The sequence below is a fragment of the Pseudomonas fragi genome, assembly GCF_025426255.1.
In the GTDB taxonomy this organism is placed as follows: Bacteria; Pseudomonadota; Gammaproteobacteria; order Pseudomonadales; family Pseudomonadaceae; genus Aquipseudomonas; species Aquipseudomonas kulmbachensis.
The window spans coordinates 3848548-3863183 of sequence record NZ_CP104861.1 but is presented as its reverse complement, the minus strand read 5'-3'; the positions used below and the strand labels follow the sequence as shown (position 1 = coordinate 3863183).

At 57.8% G+C, this 14636-nt stretch carries 13 protein-coding genes; 7 read left to right on the top strand and 6 right to left on the bottom strand.

Going from position 1 to position 14636, the window contains the following annotated elements:
• Window positions 1–10: 10 nt before the first annotated feature.
• From N7D90_RS17915 to N7D90_RS17900, 4 genes are all read left to right on the top strand, one after another.
• Window positions 11–625, top strand: a complete 615-nt coding sequence (locus N7D90_RS17915) for a TPM domain-containing protein (RefSeq protein ID WP_261739252.1) — start codon at window positions 11–13, stop codon at window positions 623–625.
• 107 nt (window positions 626–732) lie between these two features.
• The gene (locus tag N7D90_RS17910; protein ID WP_261739251.1) at window positions 733–1950 is read left to right on the top strand and encodes a class I SAM-dependent methyltransferase; all 1218 of its coding nucleotides are present in this window, start codon (window positions 733–735) and stop codon (window positions 1948–1950) included.
• Between the two features lie 111 nt (window positions 1951–2061).
• The gene (locus N7D90_RS17905) at window positions 2062–2643 is read left to right on the top strand and encodes a DJ-1/PfpI family protein (protein WP_019823320.1); all 582 of its coding nucleotides are present in this window, start codon (window positions 2062–2064) and stop codon (window positions 2641–2643) included.
• A 16-nt stretch (window positions 2644–2659) separates the two neighbouring features.
• Window positions 2660–2965, top strand: a complete 306-nt coding sequence (locus N7D90_RS17900) for a ribbon-helix-helix domain-containing protein (protein ID WP_261739250.1) — start codon at window positions 2660–2662, stop codon at window positions 2963–2965.
• Window positions 2966–3075: 110 nt separating this feature from the next.
• On the opposite strand, the gene N7D90_RS17895 is transcribed toward N7D90_RS17900, so the two are convergent.
• From N7D90_RS17895 to N7D90_RS17885, 3 genes are all read right to left on the bottom strand, one after another.
• Window positions 3076–5622, bottom strand: coding sequence for a TonB-dependent receptor (locus tag N7D90_RS17895; RefSeq protein WP_261739249.1), 2547 nt, complete (start codon window positions 5620–5622; stop codon window positions 3076–3078).
• A gap of 120 nt (window positions 5623–5742) precedes the next feature.
• The gene (locus tag N7D90_RS17890; RefSeq protein ID WP_261739248.1) at window positions 5743–6684 is read right to left on the bottom strand and encodes a FecR family protein; all 942 of its coding nucleotides are present in this window, start codon (window positions 6682–6684) and stop codon (window positions 5743–5745) included.
• The gene (locus N7D90_RS17885; RefSeq protein ID WP_261739247.1) at window positions 6681–7220 is read right to left on the bottom strand and encodes an RNA polymerase sigma factor; all 540 of its coding nucleotides are present in this window, start codon (window positions 7218–7220) and stop codon (window positions 6681–6683) included. The genes N7D90_RS17890 and N7D90_RS17885 overlap by 4 nt, the downstream gene beginning before the upstream one ends.
• Window positions 7221–7391: 171 nt before the next feature.
• Here N7D90_RS17885 and N7D90_RS17880 point away from each other — a divergent pair, with 171 nt between their 5' ends.
• Complete coding sequence (locus tag N7D90_RS17880; RefSeq protein WP_261739246.1) at window positions 7392–7724, top strand: YegP family protein; 333 nt, start codon at window positions 7392–7394, stop codon at window positions 7722–7724.
• Between the two features lie 15 nt (window positions 7725–7739).
• Here N7D90_RS17880 and N7D90_RS17875 read toward each other — a convergent pair whose 3' ends face one another.
• Complete coding sequence (locus N7D90_RS17875) at window positions 7740–8762, bottom strand: DUF4917 family protein (protein ID WP_261739245.1); 1023 nt, start codon at window positions 8760–8762, stop codon at window positions 7740–7742.
• Window positions 8763–8898: 136 nt separating this feature from the next.
• On the opposite strand from N7D90_RS17875, the gene yiaY reads away from it, so the two are divergent.
• Window positions 8899–10047, top strand: coding sequence for an L-threonine dehydrogenase (gene yiaY / locus N7D90_RS17870; protein ID WP_261739244.1), 1149 nt, complete (start codon window positions 8899–8901; stop codon window positions 10045–10047).
• 179 nt (window positions 10048–10226) lie between these two features.
• Here the strand turns inward: yiaY and N7D90_RS17865 are convergent, their stop codons facing one another.
• Window positions 10227–11750 (bottom strand): fumarate hydratase, encoded by a 1524-nt coding sequence (locus N7D90_RS17865; protein WP_261739243.1) that lies wholly within the window; start codon window positions 11748–11750, stop codon window positions 10227–10229.
• Window positions 11751–12051: 301 nt separating this feature from the next.
• On the opposite strand from N7D90_RS17865, the gene N7D90_RS17860 reads away from it, so the two are divergent.
• On the top strand, window positions 12052–12990 hold the full coding sequence (locus N7D90_RS17860; protein WP_261739242.1) for an iron-sulfur-binding ferredoxin reductase: 939 nt from the start codon (window positions 12052–12054) through the stop codon (window positions 12988–12990).
• A gap of 69 nt (window positions 12991–13059) precedes the next feature.
• Here the strand turns inward: N7D90_RS17860 and pyk are convergent, their stop codons facing one another.
• Window positions 13060–14511: a pyruvate kinase gene (pyk, locus tag N7D90_RS17855; protein ID WP_261739241.1), complete on the bottom strand. Its 1452-nt coding sequence runs from the start codon at window positions 14509–14511 to the stop codon at window positions 13060–13062.
• Window positions 14512–14636: the final 125 nt, after the last annotated feature.

The window sequence follows — 14636 nt, the reverse complement described above, 5'->3', positions numbered from 1 at the left end:
ATCGATAGTTATGGCTTTGTTAACTCAAGAGCAACAACGGCAGGTCGAAGAAGCCGTCACCCGTGCCGAACAGCGCACCGACGCCGAAATTGTCACCGTGTTGGCACCGCGGGCCGATGACTACAGCTATATCCCCTTGTTGTGGGCCAGCCTGGTTGCCTTGCTGGTGCCCGCCGTGGCGCACGTTCTGATTGGCGGCCTGGAGATTTATTCCTTGCTGATGCTGCAATGGGCCAGCTTCGTGTTTCTCAGCCTGATCTTCCGCCTACCGGCGATTACCACCCGCTTGATCCCGCCCCGTGTGCGCTACTGGCGAGCCAGCAACCTGGCCCGGCGGCAGTTTCTCGAGCAAAACCTGCATCACACCGAAGGGCGCACCGGCGTGCTGATTTTTGTCAGCGAGGCGGAGCGTTACGTCGAAATCCTGGTGGACGAAGGTATCTCCCGACATCTGGACAATAGTGACTGGGGTACCATCGTCAGCGATTTCACCCGCCGGGTGGCGCTGGGCCATACGGCTGAAGGCTTTATTGCCTGTATCGATGCCAGCGCCGAATTGCTCGCGCAGCACATACCGAGAACACAGGCGCGTAACCAATTGCCGAATCGGTTGGTGATGTTGTAATCGCGGCTGTCTGAAATTACTCCGTGCCCCCGGCGGCCAACGCGCCTAAAATGGCCGCCATTGCTTTTCTGATTTCTCCCTCTTGCACCCCCGAGGCACCATTTTCAATGTCAGTGACTGCTACCACCGCCCCGTCTGTGCCGGATCATCGTGCGCAATTTTTGAATCTGCTGGAAACCGGCCTGGCGCAAAACTCGTTTATCAAGCTGGTGCTGGCCAAGTACGTCGGTCCAGAGGCTGAATTGCAACGGGTGATCATCAAGCAGGTAACGGTCAAGGATCAGCCTTGCGTGTCTTTTGTGTACCGTTACAAAACCCGTGATATCACCAAGAACTTCCCGCTTGAAGAGGGCGTGGCAATTATTGCCGGGCTGTTGCCGGAAGCGTTCAAGAACGCGCACTTGCTGACCCTGACTGACGAAGTGCAGTTGGAATACAGCAAAAAAGGCAAAAGCTCGCTGTTCAAAGGCAAGAGCCAGCAGGAGCGCGAATTGCCGTCGGCTGAGCACAATCGCGAGAAAAATCGCTTTCTGGATCTGACGCGGCCGTTTCTCGCCGATCTGGGCGTGACCAACAAGCAGCAAGAGCTGATCCCGGCGATGTCGCGCAAGTGGAAGCAGATCAACAAGTTTATCGAGGTGTTTTCCCACGCCCTGAGCAACTCGCCGCTCAAGCTCGATCAACCGGTCAAGGTGGTGGATTTCGGTTCGGGCAAGGGTTACCTGACGTTTGCCATTCACGACTACCTGCGCCACAGCCTGCAAGCCGAAGGCATGGTGACCGGGGTTGAGCTGCGTGAAGACATGGTCACGCTGTGCAACAACGCCGCTGAACGCCTGGAGCACCCGGGCCTGACGTTCCAGCATGGTGATGTGCGCAGCTTTGCCCCGACGCCGATCGATGTAATGATCGCGCTGCATGCCTGTGATATCGCCACCGACTACGCCATCCATATGGGCATTCGTTCGGGTGCGGCGATCATCATGTGCTCGCCGTGCTGCCATAAGCAGATCCGCCTGCAAATCCAGAGCCCGGCATTGCTCAAGCCGATGCTGCAATACGGTTTGCACTTGGGCCAACAGGCCGAAATGGTCACTGACAGCCTGCGTGCACTGTTCCTGGAAGCCTGCGGTTATGAAACCAAGGTGTTTGAGTTCATCTCGCTGGAGCACACCAACAAAAACAAAATGATCCTTGCGGTCAAACGCGCCGAACCGCTGGACCCGGCGCAATTGTTGGTGAAAATTCAGGAACTCAAGGCGTTCTACAACATTCAGGAACACTGCCTTGAAACCCTGTTGCAGGCCGATGGGTTGTTGAAATAAGCCTGTAAGTTGCGTCTGGCGGGTACGTAGTACCTGGCTATTACCCGCCCAGGCGCGCAGGGGGTACTTTGGCTACTCTTACTGGCCCTATCCCCCACAGGAGCACGCACCATGGCAGCGAAAAAAATTCTGATGCTGGTTGGCGATTACGTCGAAGACTACGAAGTGATGGTGCCGTTCCAGGCGCTGTTGATGGTCGGGCATCAGGTGCATGCGGTGTGCCCCGGCAAGACTTCGGGCCAGACCGTGCGTACCGCCATCCACGACTTTGAAGGCGACCAGACCTACAGCGAAAAGCCTGGCCATTTGTTTGCCCTGAATTTCGATTTTGACAAGGTTAAAGCCAGCGATTACGACGCGCTGCTCGTACCGGGTGGTCGTGCACCGGAATACCTGCGCTTGAATGAAAAAGTGCTGGAGCTGGTGCGTGATTTCGACAAGGCGGGCAAGCCGATTGCTGCTGTGTGCCACGGTGCGCAACTGCTGGCGGCGGCTGGTACTCTGGAAGGCCGCGAATGCAGCGCTTATCCGGCGTGTGCACCGGAGGTTCGCCTGGCGGGTGGTACTTATATCGATATCGACGTGACCAAGGCCCATGTACAGGGCAACTTGGCCACTGCACCGGCATGGCCTGCGCATCCTGCATGGCTGGCGGCGTTCCTGGGCTTGCTCGGCACCAAGATTACCTTGTAAGAATGAGGGCGTGACCATGTGTGAATTGTATGTAAAAGCCGATCCGATTCTTTACGAGTCGCGCTCACGGTCATTGCGTATTTGCGGCGTGGTCACCACCTTGCGCCTGGAAAACCAGTTCTGGGACATCCTCAGCGAAATTGCACAGGAGGACGGCATGACCACCAACCAATTGGTGGCCAAGCTGTATGAGGAAGTGATGGATTATCGCGGTGAAGTGGTCAACTTCGCGTCTTTCTTGCGCGTCAGTTGCACGCGTTACCTGAGCCAGCGCCGGGTGCAGGTGCCGGAGTTGAGTGTGGTAGCACGTCATAAAGCCTGAGTGTGTAGCCGCTGCCGCAGGTTGCGATGGGTTACGAAGCGACCCTGCTTCAAAGGTCCTTCGGCCCTTATCGCAGCCTGCGGCAGCGGTTACAGGTTATGCACTGCTGTTTAGAAGAACCGCGTCACGCTGATCTTGGCATTTCGCCCCTGGCTGTAGGCGTTATCGCCACTGAGCATCGGGCGAAAGCTCTTGTTGAACATATTGTCCAAGGTGAAGTTGACCTCGGTGCCCTTGAGGTAAGGCTGTTGCGGCTTCCAGTTGGCAAACAGACCTTGCACGTTGTAGCCGTCATTATCGTAATGATCCCAGTAACGGTCACCCAAGACGCTCAGCGGGCTGCTGTAGTAATTGTCGCTCGGTCTGCGGTCGGTCTTGCGTACCCATTCGCCTTTCCAACCAACGCGGGCATCCAGGCTCGGTATTTTGGTGCCCAGTACGGCAATCCATTTTGGTGCGGGTACGTCGCGTGCCCAGACGTTGGGGCCCCAAGGGTTGGTGTAGGCGCCTTCGTGTTTGCCAGTCATCCATGCGTATGAAAGCGAGCCGAAGACGTACGTGGACTCGTAGAAGCTTTCAACCTCAAAGCCTTTGATAGTCACGCTGCCAATATTGCGGTAGTTCGGCATATTGGGACCGCAGTCTTTGGTCATGCCCCCTGACACAGTTTGTGCCGCACAGCCTACGCCCGTTGCTTTGAAAATCTCGTCGTCGACAGTGTTGTGGAACAGGGTAGTGCGCACCAGTGCGTGGTCACTGTCGCCGAAAATCTGATCGAACGTCGTGATGTTGCCCCCACGCCAGCCGGTGATGCGTTCGGGGTCCAGGCCCAGGCTGCTGGAAGTGCGGCTGCCAGACCCCTGGACTTCATATTGCTCGTCGATCACCGGGGCGCGCCAGGTCTTGCTGTAGTTAACGAACAAGGCGGTTTTCGGAGTTATTGTCCAGAAGGCCGCCAGGCGAGGCGACCAGCCAGTGTAGGTTTTGTCACTGTAGTCGTGGCCCAGTTCCGGGTGGTTGTAGTAGGGCGCATCGTTTTCCTGGCCGCGATTGCGCACATGGTCGTAACGCATGGACGGCGTCAACGTGAAGTCGCCCCAGGTGATGGCGTCCTGAATATAGAAACTGTTGGTGTCGACCTTGCCCCTGGGCATGAAGTTTGGTTGGTAGTGGCCGTAGTTGTACTTCTCGGCGTCATAGGACCCGCCCGGCATCCACATATTCACATCACGCTGATGCTTGCGAAATTGCACGCCAGTGGTCACCGCATGGTCCAGCGGGCCGCTGGCAAACAGGCTGATATTTTCGATCTGGAGCATGTCGTCGGTGTAGCCGGTTTCCATCTTGCGCCCGCCGCTGGTGGGCTGGGTGAAGGCCTGTGCGCTGCGCGTGTCGGTTTGTTCGGTATTGGAGTGCGAGTACTTCACTTCCAGATCCACCAGCGGATTGTCCAGAGGCTCGTATTTGTATTTGGCCGACCAGGTGGTGTCGATGGTTGAGCGGTTGGACAGGTAGCGTCGGGAGGCGATGTCGTAACCGTATTTATCAATGTTGGCCTTGCTGGGTGGCTCCGGGTAGCTGACTGCCGAGAAGGGCACCCACAGGTAATTGTTGGCCCGCGAGTAAGACATGCCTACGCTGTGCTCGTCGTTGAGGTGCAGGTTGAGTTTGAGCAGTTGCGCGTCCAGATCCTGGGCGGTGTTGGGCAGGCGCTTGGGGTTGACCGGGTAAACATTACCGGGGTTGGGCATATTGTCGGCGAGCTTCATGTCATCACCGTCGCGTTTGGTGTAGTACACCAGCGCATCGGCGCGGCCATCATCGGTGCGGCCGTACACGGCACCGCTGTAAATCTGTTGATGGTCATTGCTGCTGTAGCCGTACTTGAGCATGGCACCAACGTCCTTGCCTTCTTCGAGCAGGTCCGGCGCGTCCTTGGTTTCCATGTGCACCACGCCGCCAAAACCACCATTGCCGGTGTGTATGTCGTGGGGGCCTTTCTCGACTTCCAGGCGTTTGATCAGCTCGGGCTCGATAAAAATCGTGCCCTGTTTGTAGCGTTCAAAGCCGCTTTTGGTCGCGCCATCAACGGTCATCTGCACATCTTCAGCTTCGCCCATGCCCCAAATGTTGATGGTCTGACCGCCCGGCTTGAGCGATCCGCCGAGGTTGATACCCGGCAGGGTGGCCAGCAAGCTGGGGATGTTATTGGCCTGATACTGATTGATCTGAGTTTGCGTCATGGTCGATTTGCCGACGCTGCTGGAATCCACCTCGTTACCGCTGCCCACCACGCTCACCGCGCCCAGCTCCAGGCTGTTGCTGGTGGTTGTACCGTCTTCCTTGGGTCTCACAACGTAGGTTCGGTCGACCTGGATCAGGCTGAAATCGGTGCCCTTGAGCAGTAACTGGATGGCTTGTTGCGGTGTGTAGTCGCCCTTGAGCGCGGGGGCTTTGATGTTGCGTAACAGGGCTTCGTCGAACAGCAGCTGGATTTTTGCCTGCTGCGCCACCTCACTTAACGAACTGGCCAGCGATTGTGCCGGCAGTTGCAGCTGGATCGACTCGGCATGGGCTTGCAGGCTGACCGCCAGGCAAGCTGCCACCAGTGTTGGGCGCGAGCAGAAGTGCGAGAAGTGATGTGGTGCGCGAAACATGAAATCCCCCGGTGTGGCAACAAAGGCCAAAAAGACATGCGTTAGCAACGCAGACCGGAGGAAGACGCGGCACAATGAAAAAACCACATATGCGAATGAAAAATATTCGCATATGTTTTTTTAGCGAGGTTCGATACGGATTGTTCCGTTGTCCTGCAGCACGGTTTTTACCGGGATCAGTGCAGGAAGAGCCTTGACCAGGGCCAGTGGGTCGCTGATATCCAGATTGCCCGAGACCTTGTAGGCAGCGAGTGGCCCAGCGGCCAGTTGGATCACGCCGGGGCGGTACAGGTCCAGCTCGTCCACCAGGCTGCCCAGTTCGCGATTGCGAAATGACAGGTGGCCACTGCGCCAGTCCGCCACTTTTTCGGCACCCAGGGAGTGCTCTTGCAGTGAGCTCTTGGCGTAGTCGTAGGTGGCGCGTTGTTGTGCGCCCAGCAGGGTTGAGGATTTTGCATCGGGGGTAAACGCAACCTGGCCGTGGGCGACACTGACGACCAATTGGCGCGAGCTGCGTCGTACATCAAAGCCGGTGCCGACCACCTTGATCCGTGCAGCGCCAGCATGTACCACTAGCGGCTGCTCCTTATTGGCTGCAACCTCGATATAAAGCTGGCCTTGATCCAAATAAATATCGCGCTGTTGTGCGTTGAACTCCAGGCGCAGCCGGGTATTGGCATTGACGTTCAAGGTGCTGCCATCGGGTAACAGGAGGGTGCGCCCGCCTTGGGCCAAAGTACTGACCTGCTGCTGGTGCAGCGCCACTGGAGCCCCGAGATTGAGCGCAAACACGGCGCATAGCACGGCGGCAGCGGTGGCCAGGGCGAAGTTTGAACGCCGGGGGCGGACAGGCAGCGCAATGGGTTGGTTGATCTGTTCAAGTTGACCCAGATCCGCCCACAGAGCCTCAAATTCGGCATAGGCCTGAGCATGGGCCGGGCTGGCATGCCATGTGTCGAATTGCTCGCGGGTGCTGTGGTCGCGCTCGTTGCGGTTACGTGCAAACCAATTGGCTGCCTGCTCGTCGATGCTGTCGTGACCTGCTGCTTGATGAGGGCTCATTTTGGCTGCTCCTTGCCGCTGTCCCGTTGTTGATACTGCTTGCAGTGCAACAAGGCCAAGGCAATGTGCTTTTCTACCATGCTGACGGAGATCCCCATGCGCTCGGCAATCTGTGCCTGACTCAAGCCTTCAAAACGGTGCAGCATAAGGGCTTCACGGCGTCTGGGCGAGAGTTCTGCGAGTATGGTTTTGAGCTGTTCAAGGCGTTGCAGACGCTGGGCAGCAGCCATTGGATCATCCCTTTCGTCACTCAAGGGCTCGGATTCACTCTCGCCGTGCTGGTGATGTACAGCCTGGCGCACTTGCTGGCGGCGCCAGTGGTCGCGCAACAGATTGCGCGCCATCTGGAACAGAAACGCCCGCGGCTGCTCGACGTTGGCCCGGTCCTGATAACCCAGCCATTGAGTGAAAACATCCTGAGTCATGTCAGCTGCATCGCTGGTGTTGTCGGTGCGCTTACGCAGAAAGTGCAAAATTTGCGTATAGAACTCGCGAAAGGAATCGGCCGCAGGCGGGTCGGGTTTAAGGCGAGACATGAGGGTCCTTGTGAACACAGCGATGCAAATAAGTCGCGAATGGTATCGATAACCATTGCTATTTGTCTCGTTGAAAGTTCGACTTTCGCTCATCTCGGCAAATAAATGGATAAATAGCCCATGGCGTCTTTACTGACTAGGTGCAGGAACCCTTAATTTCAGGAGAAGGTTATGTCGGGTTGGTACGAATTGAGCAATACCAGCAATGGGCAGTTCCGCTTTGTGTTGAAGGCGGCGAATGCCGAAACCATTCTGGTCAGTGAGCACTACACCACGCTGGCGGCAGCCAAAGGCGGGATCGCCTCGGTACAGACCAACAGCCCGCTTGATGAGCGGTACGAGAGAAAAGTGGCCAAGGATGGTAGTCCGTACTTCAACCTGAAGGCGGCCAATCACCAGATTATCGGCACCAGCGAGATGTACTCGTCAGAGGCTGCGCGTGACAAAGGCATTGCCAGTGTCAAACACAATGGGCCGACTACGGTCATCAAAGACAAGCATTGAGGCGTTCGGCCAGGGTTAAACCTCTACCGGCACCGAGTGTCGGCTGAGGCCCAGCGGATGAGTCTTCGAGTTAAAAAAGCGCAAGGTCAGCTTCTTCTCGGCAAACAGTGCCGTGTAATGGTTCTTTTGAAAGCGGATAAACGCTTCACTGCGCGGATAGATCGAGATGCACAGGGTTTTCAGCGGGGCCTGGCGCAAGGCATCGATCAGGTGCTGGTCCTGCTCGCCCAAGCTGTGGCCGAAGATGCACAGCGCGTCTTTATGCGCCATTAACTGCTCATGGCAAAAAGACAGGTAATCGGACTGGCGGATGGATTTTCGCTTGTCGTCGCTGCTGCTTTCGCTGACAAACAGCGGCACATCGTCCAGTGCGCTGATCGAGTGGTTAATTGCAAAGTTGCTTAACAGGGTGGGTTCGTTGGCCGTGATTCTGCGTGCCTTGCCTTCCTGATTTTTGACCAGGTGCAGCGCCCCGTGCAGATACAGCATACGAGTGGTTTTACCCTTGGCCGCACTGCTCAGTTCAAAGGTCGAACCGGGGGTATTGAACAGGTCGTTGAACTGTTTTGGCGCCTGCATCACTGCCCAGGGCGCAAGCAAGTCGTAGTTGGAGCAATACACACTGGCGTAGCGCGCCAGTTCTGCATGCCAGCAAGCCAGGGTTTCGGGCTGCATCAGGCGCCAGGGAATGTGCACGTCTTGAGTGCAGTTGATCAGGGCTTCTTTAATGGCGTAATAGCGTTTGCGCGGCGAGGCCGAGTTGATGGCCAGCGCCTTGTTGACCTTGCTCGCGGTTTTCAGGGCGCTGAGCACATGCTCGAAGTTGCGCGTGCCGAGGGCCTCGAACACGCTGAGTTCGGTCTGGCTGAGGGGCTTTTCGGCGACGCTCTTGGCTTTGTCAAACAGCGAGTCGTAATAGAAGTCATGCCACACGGCCATGCTTGCGCCGTTGCCAATCAGCAGCCCGCTGCACGGTGTGCTGGTGCGCAACTGATTCCAGTCTTCTAGTTCGGCATCAAATTCCTGGAAAGGGGTCATCGCAATTTCGTCTCAAGGCGTGGGCGGTGTCGGACTTTATCATGCTCAAGTGTTGAGCCAGATCAACATTGCTGCATTGTGATTGGAGGAAGCTGTGGAGACCGACTTAGCCAATGACCCGCCAAGAGGACTCTACATGACCAGCACTTTCTTTATTCCCGCCGTAAATATTATGGGTAACGGTTGCTTGGCTGAAGCCATGACCGCTATTCGCAATTATGGTTTTCGTAAGGCCTTGATTGTGACTGACGCGGGGCTGGCAAAGGCGGGTGTTGCGACGCTGATCGCTGAGCAGCTGGCGCTGCAGGACATTGATTCGGTGATTTTCGACGGTGCCAAGCCGAACCCGAGCATTGCCAACGTTGAGGCGGGGCTGGTGGTGCTCAAGCAACATCACTGCGATTTTATCGTGTCGTTGGGTGGCGGCTCGCCCCATGACTGCGCCAAGGGCATTGCGCTGTGTGCCACCAATGGCGGGCATATCCGTGATTACGAGGGGGTTGATCGCTCGGCCAAGCCGCAATTACCGCTGGTCTCGATCAATACCACGGCCGGTACAGCCAGTGAAATGACGCGTTTTTGCATCATCACCGACGAAGAGCGCCACGTAAAAATGGCCATTGTCGACCGCAATGTGACACCACTGTTGTCGGTCAACGACCCCGAGTTGATGGTGGGGATGCCCAAAGGGCTAACCGCAGCCACGGGCATGGACGCCCTGACTCACGCCATTGAGGCGTATGTGTCGACGGCTGCCAACCCCATTACCGATGCTTGTGCGATCAAGGCGATGGAGCTGATCAGTCAAAACCTGCGTCAGGCGGTTAGCGACGGTAAGGATCTGACGGCACGCGAGAACATGGCTTACGCGCAGTTCCTCGCGGGCATGGCCTTTAATAACGCGTCGCTGGGCTTTGTGCATGCGATGGCCCACCAGTTGGGCGGGTTCTATGACTTGCCCCATGGTGTGTGCAATGCGGTGCTGCTGCCCCATGTGCAGATGTTTAACGCCAGTGTATGTGCGACCCGCTTGACCGATGTGGCTCACGCGTTGGGTGCCGATGTGCGGGGCTTGAGCCCGGAAGAGGGCGCGCAGGCGGCCATCGCGGCGATTCGCACCTTGGCCCGGGATGTAGAAATCCCGGCCGGGCTGCGTGACCTGGGCGCCAAGCTGGATGACATCCCGATTCTGGCCACCAATGCCCTGAAGGATGCTTGTGGTTTCACCAACCCGCGCAAGGCTGATCAGGGGCAGATTGAAGAAATTTTCCGTAACGCGTTCTGATTGAGAGGTACCGATCTTGCAGGAGAGGGCTTGCTTGCGATTCAGGCGACGCGGTTTACCTGCGTTGTCGGGTTGATGCCATCGCGAGCAAGCCCGCTCCCACAGAAAAGCACGGTACAGACATAAAAAAACGGCCAGGTTATTAACCTGGCCGTTTTTGTGTCTGACGTATAAAGCGCTTATTGCACTTCTACAGCCAGGCTTTCGCTGATTTTTTTCTGCCAGATCGCCGGGCCGGTGATGTGCACCGACTCGCCGTTGCTATCGACTGCCACGGTAACCGGCATGTCTTTAACGTCGAACTCGTAGATCGCTTCCATACCCAGTTCGGCAAATGCCACCACACGCGATTTTTTGATCGCTTGGGCTACCAGGTACGCAGCACCGCCGACGGCCATCAGGTACACAGCTTTGTGGTCCTTGATCGCTTCGATGGCGGTAGGGCCGCGCTCGGATTTGCCGATCATGCCCAGCAGGCCGGTTTGATCGAGGATCTGACGGGTGAACTTGTCCATCCGCGTAGCGGTGGTCGGACCGGCAGGGCCAACGACTTCGTCGCGCACCGGATCAACCGGGCCTACGTAGTAGATGAAGCGACCCTTGAGGTCGACCGGCAAGGTTTCACCCTTGTTGAGCATTTCGACCATGCGCTTGTGCGCAGCGTCACGCCCGGTGAGCATTTTGCCGTTCAGCAGGACGGTTTCGCCCGGCTTCCAGCTCTGCACGTCTTCCGGGGTCAGGGTGTCGAGGTTGACACGGCGGGCCGACGGGCCTGCTTCCCAAACGATTTGCGGGTAGGCGTCCAGCGGTGGCGCTTCGAGGGATGCAGGGCCGGAGCCGTTCAGTACGAAGTGAGCGTGACGGGTGGCCGCGCAGTTCGGGATCATGCACACCGGCAGGGACGCTGCGTGGGTCGGGTAGTCCATGATTTTTACGTCGAGTACGGTGGTCAGACCGCCCAGGCCCTGGGCGCCGATGCCCAGTTGGTTGACCTTCTCGAACAGTTCGATGCGCATCTCTTCGATACGGCTGGACGGGCCGCGCTTGATCAGGTCGTGAATGTCGATGGATTCCATCAACACTTCCTTGGCCATCACAGCTGCTTTTTCAGCGGTGCCGCCGATACCGATGCCGAGCATGCCTGGTGGGCACCAGCCCGCGCCCATGGTCGGAACGGTTTTGAGCACCCAGTCAACGATCGAGTCGGACGGGTTGAGCATGGCCATTTTCGACTTGTTTTCGGAACCGCCGCCCTTGGCCGCTACGTCCACTTCCACGGTGTTACCCGGAACGATGGAGTAGTGAATGACCGCAGGAGTGTTGTCCTTGGTGTTACGACGCGCACCGGCCGGGTCGGCCAGGATCGAAGCACGCAGGACGTTTTCCGGCAGGTTGTAAGCGCGACGCACGCCTTCGTTGATCATGTCGTCCAGGCCCATGGTGGCGCCGGTCCAGCGCACATCCATGCCTACGCGTACGAATACGGTGACGATGCCGGTGTCCTGGCAGATCGGGCGGTGGCCAGTGGCACACATGCGCGAGTTGATCAGGATTTGCGCCATCGAGTCACGGGCCGCTGGCGATTCTTCGCGCAGGTAGGCTTCGTGCATGGCCTGGATGAAGTCCACGGGGTGGTAGTAGGAAATGAATTGCAGGGCGTCAGCAACGCTCTGAATCAGGTCGTCTTGCTTGATCACGGTCATGGGTCGCGCTCCTCTATAAGACGGGAACATACAATCAATAAGGTGTTTGCGACCTTGGTTTAGGTCTTTGCTAGGCATACCGGGCACACATGACCGGTACAAAAAAGGCGCCGCAGTATAACCCGGTACACTCTTTGATACACCCGCACGCACAAAACTTGTAGCCGCTGCCGAAGGCTGCGATAAGGGCCGAAGGATCTTTGTTTTTTTATTCCGGGGGCGGGTCGCTACACCACCCATCGCAGCCTGCTGCAGCGGCTACACGGTGCCCGGATCTGGAATTACCCAACGGAGGCTATAAGTGCCCCAGTTACACGTTGCTGACCAGCGCTGGTCAGTTGCCGAAAGTACCAATCTGCTCGACGCCTTGAATCAGGCCGGGGTAGCCGTGCCCTACAGTTGCCGGGCTGGCAGTTGCCATGCCTGCCTGGTGCGCTGCGTGCGTGGCGAGCCGGCCGATCTCAAACCCGAGGCATTGAGCCGGGCACAGCGTGAGCAGGGTTGGCGTCTGGCTTGTCAGTGTCAGGTGGTCGAGGACCTGCAGGTTGAAGCCTTCGACCCGCTGCGCGATGGCATGCCAGCACAAGTGCTGGCGCTGGACTGGCTGAGCCCGAGCGTGCTGCGGTTGCGCCTTTCGCCGCAGCGCCCGTTGCGTTATCGCGCTGGCCAGCATGTGGTGTTGTGGACCGCTTGCGGTGTCGCTCGACCGTATTCGCTGGCCAGTCTGCCCGAAGAGGACCGCTTTCTGGAATTCCACCTCGATTGCGCTCACCCCGGTGAGTTTGTCGACGCGGCCCGGCATTTTAAAGTCGGCGATTGTGTGCGGCTGGGTGAGTTGCGTGGCGGTGCGCTGCGTTACGACCCGGACTGGCAGGAGCAGCCGCTATGGCTGCTGGCATCCGGCACCGGGCTAGGGCCATTGTTTGGCGTGCTGCGCGAGGCGTTGCGCCAAGACCATCAGGGGCCGATTCGGTTGGTACATGTGGCCCGCGATGCGAGCGAGTATTACCTCAAGGATCAATTGTCAGCATTGGCGGCGACGTGTCCGAACCTTACGGTTGAGTACCTTGAGCGTCAGCAATTGCCCGAGTACCTGCTGCAGCTGCGTCTTGCCTCACGTCAAACCCACGCTCTGCTCTGCGGCCATCCCGATACGGTCGAGGCGTTTGCCAAACGTCTGTTTCTGGCTGGGCTGGGCCGTAACCAACTGCTGGCGGATGCTTTTTTGACCCGCAGTTAAGCGCCAGGCGCAATAAAAAAGCCCCGCCTGAGTGATCAGGCGGGGCTTTGAGTTTAAGCCGTGTAAGGCTTAAACCATTTTGTCGCCGACATGCAGAATCTTCATGCCGTTAGTGCCGCCCACGGTGTGGTAGCTGTCGCCCTTGGTCAGGATGACCCAGTCGCCATTCTGTACGACGCCCAGTTTGAGCAGTTCGTCGATGGCAGCCTGGCTGACTTTTTCTGGCGGCAGGGATGCCGGGTCGAACGGTACGGTGTAAACACCACGGAACATCGCCGCGCGCGCCTGGGTTTCACGGTGCGGGGAGAACGCGTAGATCGGCACCGAAGAGCGGATGCGCGACATGATCAACGGTGTGTACCCGCTTTCGGTCAGGGCGATGATCGCTTTGACACCCGGGAAGTGGTTGGCGGTGTACATGGCCGCCAACGCGATGCTTTGATCGCAGCTTTCGAAGGTTTTACCCATGCGGTGGCTGGAGGTTTTGCTGGTCGGGTGCTTTTCAGCGCCAACGCAAATACGCGCCATGGCTTGCACTGCTTCCAGCGGGTATGCGCCGGCAGCACTTTCAGCCGAAAGCATCACGGCGTCGGTGTAGTCGAGAACGGCGTTGGCAACGTCAGACACTTCGGCGCGAGTTGGCATCGGGTTCTGGATCATCGACTCCATCATCTGGGTCGCAACGATCACCGCCTTGTTGTGGCGACGTGCGTGCAGAATGATCTTCTTCTGAATGCCCACCAGCTCGGCATCGCCGATTTCTACGCCCAGGTCGCCACGGGCAACCATCACCGCATCGCTGGCTGCGATCAGCCCGTCGAGGGTTTCGTCGTCAGCCACGGCTTCGGCGCGTTCAATTTTCGCGACCAGCCAAGCAGTACCGCCTGCCTCGTCACGCAATTGGCGAGCGTATTCCATATCTGCAGCGTCACGCGGGAACGACACGGCCAGGTAGTCGACTTCCATTTCGGCAGCCAGCTTGATGTCAGCCTTGTCTTTTTCAGTCAGGGCAGGCGCGGTCAGACCGCCGCCGCGACGGTTGATGCCCTTGTGGTCGGACAGTGGGCCGCCGATCAGCACGGTGCAGTGCAGAGCATCGCCGGTGGCGGTGTCGACACGCATCACGACACGACCGTCGTCGAGCAACAACTCGTCGCCTACGCCGCAGTCTTTAACCAGATCCGGGTAGTCGATACCGACGATTTGCTGGGTGCCTTCAGTCAACGGATGGCTGGTGGAGAAGGTGAATTGATCACCGACTTTCAGCTCAATCTTTTTGTTGGCGAATTTGGCGATACGAATTTTCGGGCCTTGCAGGTCCCCCAGCAGGGCAACGAAGCGGCCATGCTTGGCGGCGATTTCGCGCACCAGCTTGGCACGAGCCTTGTGCTCATCGGGAGTGCCATGGGAGAAGTTCAGACGGGCAACGTCCAGGCCAGCGAGGATCAGCTGCTCCAGCATTTCTGGTGAATTGCTGGCAGGGCCAAGTGTGGCAACAATTTTGGTTCGACGAACAGACATGCAAAGACTCCTGAGTTCAAGCGCTGCCAAAGGCTACTATGGTCTTTGGCTGTAGTCATTGTTCCTCTGCACTACTTTCTGCTTAAGTTGTGGTGCATTGGGTCGGTTGCCTTGAAGAATTCGGC

Bases quoted from the DNA above. Each gene is read 5' to 3' on its own strand.
- yiaY (WP_261739244.1), top strand. From the start codon at position 8,899: ATGACCAGCACTTTCTTTATTCCCGCCGTAAATATTATGGGTAACGGT.
- N7D90_RS17890 (WP_261739248.1), bottom strand. From the start codon at position 6,684: ATGAGCCCTCATCAAGCAGCAGGTCACGACAGCATCGACGAGCAGGCA.
- N7D90_RS17910 (WP_261739251.1), top strand. From the start codon at position 733: ATGTCAGTGACTGCTACCACCGCCCCGTCTGTGCCGGATCATCGTGCG.
- N7D90_RS17915 (WP_261739252.1), top strand. From the start codon at position 11: ATGGCTTTGTTAACTCAAGAGCAACAACGGCAGGTCGAAGAAGCCGTC.
- N7D90_RS17865 (WP_261739243.1), bottom strand. From the start codon at position 11,750: ATGACCGTGATCAAGCAAGACGACCTGATTCAGAGCGTTGCTGACGCC.
- N7D90_RS17885 (WP_261739247.1), bottom strand. From the start codon at position 7,220: ATGTCTCGCCTTAAACCCGACCCGCCTGCGGCCGATTCCTTTCGCGAG.
- N7D90_RS17905 (WP_019823320.1), top strand. From the start codon at position 2,062: ATGGCAGCGAAAAAAATTCTGATGCTGGTTGGCGATTACGTCGAAGAC.
- N7D90_RS17875 (WP_261739245.1), bottom strand. From the start codon at position 8,762: ATGACCCCTTTCCAGGAATTTGATGCCGAACTAGAAGACTGGAATCAG.
- pyk (WP_261739241.1), bottom strand. From the start codon at position 14,511: ATGTCTGTTCGTCGAACCAAAATTGTTGCCACACTTGGCCCTGCCAGC.
- N7D90_RS17895 (WP_261739249.1), bottom strand. From the start codon at position 5,622: ATGTTTCGCGCACCACATCACTTCTCGCACTTCTGCTCGCGCCCAACA.
- N7D90_RS17880 (WP_261739246.1), top strand. From the start codon at position 7,392: ATGTCGGGTTGGTACGAATTGAGCAATACCAGCAATGGGCAGTTCCGC.
- N7D90_RS17900 (WP_261739250.1), top strand. From the start codon at position 2,660: ATGTGTGAATTGTATGTAAAAGCCGATCCGATTCTTTACGAGTCGCGC.